Consider the following 2,566-nt stretch of genomic DNA (forward strand, 5'->3'; position numbering starts at 1 on the left):
CCTTCGGGACAAGGATGTTTTTTGACGCTACGTTGTTATGAATGAATCATTTAGAATGACTAAATTTCTTCATTCATTCCTAGTATCGCCTAAAAAACATCCGTTGTCGCAAGCATCTGTGAAATGTCAACAGACCCTAAATGAATCTATAACATTCTGCTTAAATTGTATAAACATGATTAGATGAATCATGATGCTATTGCAGAATAGAATCTAGTGATTGCATCGTCGATAAGCATCGTTTATAAAGTTTACAGGCGATTAAAGCCATCAATATAAAGCCAATAAGGTACGCCAAGCCGTTGTTTATTTCAATATTTTACTGTCTAAGATACTGAAAAATATTAAATGGTTTACGTTGCTTACAGCCAAAAGGAACAATCATGTCGCAATATCCGCATTTACTTCAGCCATTAGATTTAGGTTTTACTACTTTAAAAAATCGTGTCTTGATGGGTTCGATGCACATTGGCTTGGAGGAAGCACCGAATGGCTATGCACGTATGGCAAGCTTTTATGCCAAGCGTGCGCAAGGCGGTGTCGGGCTGATTGTCACAGGTGGAATCTCCCCGAATGATGCAGGGCGGACTTTTGACCATGCAGCCAAATTAGACACTACCGAAGAAGCGGATAAACATAAAATTATCACTGATGCAGTGCATGAGTCTGGTGGTAAGATCGCCTTACAGATTTTGCATACGGGACGCTATTCTTATCAGGAAAATATCGTTGCACCATCTGCGGTACAAGCGCCGATCAATGCGATTAAGCCGAAACAACTCAGCGCAGAAGAAATCAAACAAACCATTGCAGACTTTGTGCAATGTGCCACGCTTGCTCAATATGCAGGCTATGATGGTGTGGAAATCATGGGTTCGGAAGGCTATTTGATTAATGAGTTTATCGCTGAACGAACCAATCATCGTGATGATGAGTGGGGCGGTAGCTATGAAAACCGTATGCGCTTCGCTGTGGAAATCGTCAAGCAGACTCGTGAAGCGGTGGGTGAGCATTTTATTATTATTTACCGTCTTTCGATGCTAGACCTTGTAGAGGGTGGTTCGACTTTAGAGGAAGTGATCCAACTGGGTAAAGCCATTGAGAAAGCAGGTGCGACAATTATCAATACAGGGATTGGTTGGCATGAAGCTCGAATTCCGACCATTGCCACAAAAGTGCCTCGTGCCGCATTCACATGGGTCACAGAAAAATTAAAAAAACATCTCACTGTGCCGTTGATTACGTCGAATCGGATTAATACGCCTGAAGTTGCCGAATATGTGTTGGCACAAGGTCATGCGGATATGGTGTCGATGGCACGTCCGATGCTCGCCGATCCTGATTTTGTAAACAAAGCCAGTGAAGGACGTAGTGATGAAATCAATAGTTGTATCGGTTGTAACCAAGCGTGTTTAGATCATATTTTTAGCAATAAAATTGCCACTTGCCTTGTTAATCCAGAAGCAGCTTTTGAGACAGAATTACTTTTTCCATTGGCAGATGAAGCTAAGCAAATTGCTGTCGTTGGCGCAGGTCCTGCAGGTTGTAGTTTTGCACTTTATGCAGCGAAGCGTGGTCATCAAGTGACACTATTTGAAGCTGATCATCAAATCGGTGGTCAGTTTAATATTGCCAAAACCATTCCAGGCAAAGAAGAGTTCTATGAAACCTTGCGCTATTTCAAACGTCAGATTGAATTAAGTGACAATATTAGCTTGAAGTTAAATCATCGTGTCACTTTTGAAGAGCTAAATAAAGATGAATTTGATGCAGTCGTCGTGGCAACAGGTGTTACACCTCGTCAACTTGATTTTGACGGCGCAGATTCGGAGCAGGTTATTAGCTACCTTGATGTGCTCAAACATAAAAAATATGTAGGGAAAAGTGTAGCGATCATTGGTGCAGGCGGTATAGGTTTTGATACCGCAGAATATCTACTGCAAGAAGGCGATAGTGCGACGATGAATCCTGAGTTGTTTTATCGTCAGTGGGGCATTGATAAAGACTATCAGGGGGAAGGTGGCGTAAAAGCTGCACAGCATGATGAGCCGATCCGAGAGATATACTTGCTACAACGTAAAAATAGCGCAGTGGGTGCCAATCTAGGTAAAACTACAGGTTGGATACATCGTACAGGATTGAAAAATCATCAAGTCAAAATGCTATCAGGTGTGAGCTATGACAAGTTCGATGAAGATGGTTTACACATTCATGTCAATGATGAAGCGAAATTGTTAACCGTAGATCATGTGGTGGTTTGTGCAGGTCAGGAGTCATTTACTGCAATGTATGATGCACTGAAACAAGTGGGTAAAAATGTTTATTTGATCGGCGGTGCAAAAGAGGCAGGTGAGCTTGATGCCAAACGTGCGATACGACAAGGCGCTGAGTTAGCGACGAAGATTTAATGATACTTTTGAAGATGTTAGGACTTACGCACTATTATTTATAGATTCTCTGTGGTAGGAGATGATTTTTATCGAGAATAAAGTCATCAATGAAGTCTTTGATGATTGGTCTAAATAATTTCTTCTGCCAACGATATACATTTTCAAAGATCCGCTCA

1 protein-coding gene and 1 pseudogene are annotated in these 2,566 nt (G+C 41.6%); one reads left to right on the forward strand and one right to left on the reverse strand.

Annotated features, from left to right (window positions below; translation table 11 throughout):
- The first annotated feature begins 383 nt into the window (after positions 1 to 383).
- On the forward strand, positions 384 to 2,408 hold the full coding sequence (locus tag ACE3PQ_RS00545) for an FAD-dependent oxidoreductase (protein ID WP_374294219.1): 2,025 nt from the start codon (positions 384 to 386) through the stop codon (positions 2,406 to 2,408).
- A gap of 34 nt (positions 2,409 to 2,442) precedes the next feature.
- Here the strand turns inward: ACE3PQ_RS00545 and ACE3PQ_RS00550 are convergent.
- Positions 2,443 to 2,566 (reverse strand): annotated as a pseudogene (locus ACE3PQ_RS00550) (IS701 family transposase); the annotation flags it as partial.

It is taken from the genome of Acinetobacter sp., assembly GCF_041911495.1.
GTDB lineage: Bacteria > Pseudomonadota > Gammaproteobacteria > Pseudomonadales > Moraxellaceae > Acinetobacter.

Excerpts from the sequence above, each read along its gene's own strand:
- ACE3PQ_RS00545 (WP_374294219.1), top strand. The coding sequence starts at position 384 with ATGTCGCAATATCCGCATTTACTTCAGCCATTAGATTTAGGTTTTACT.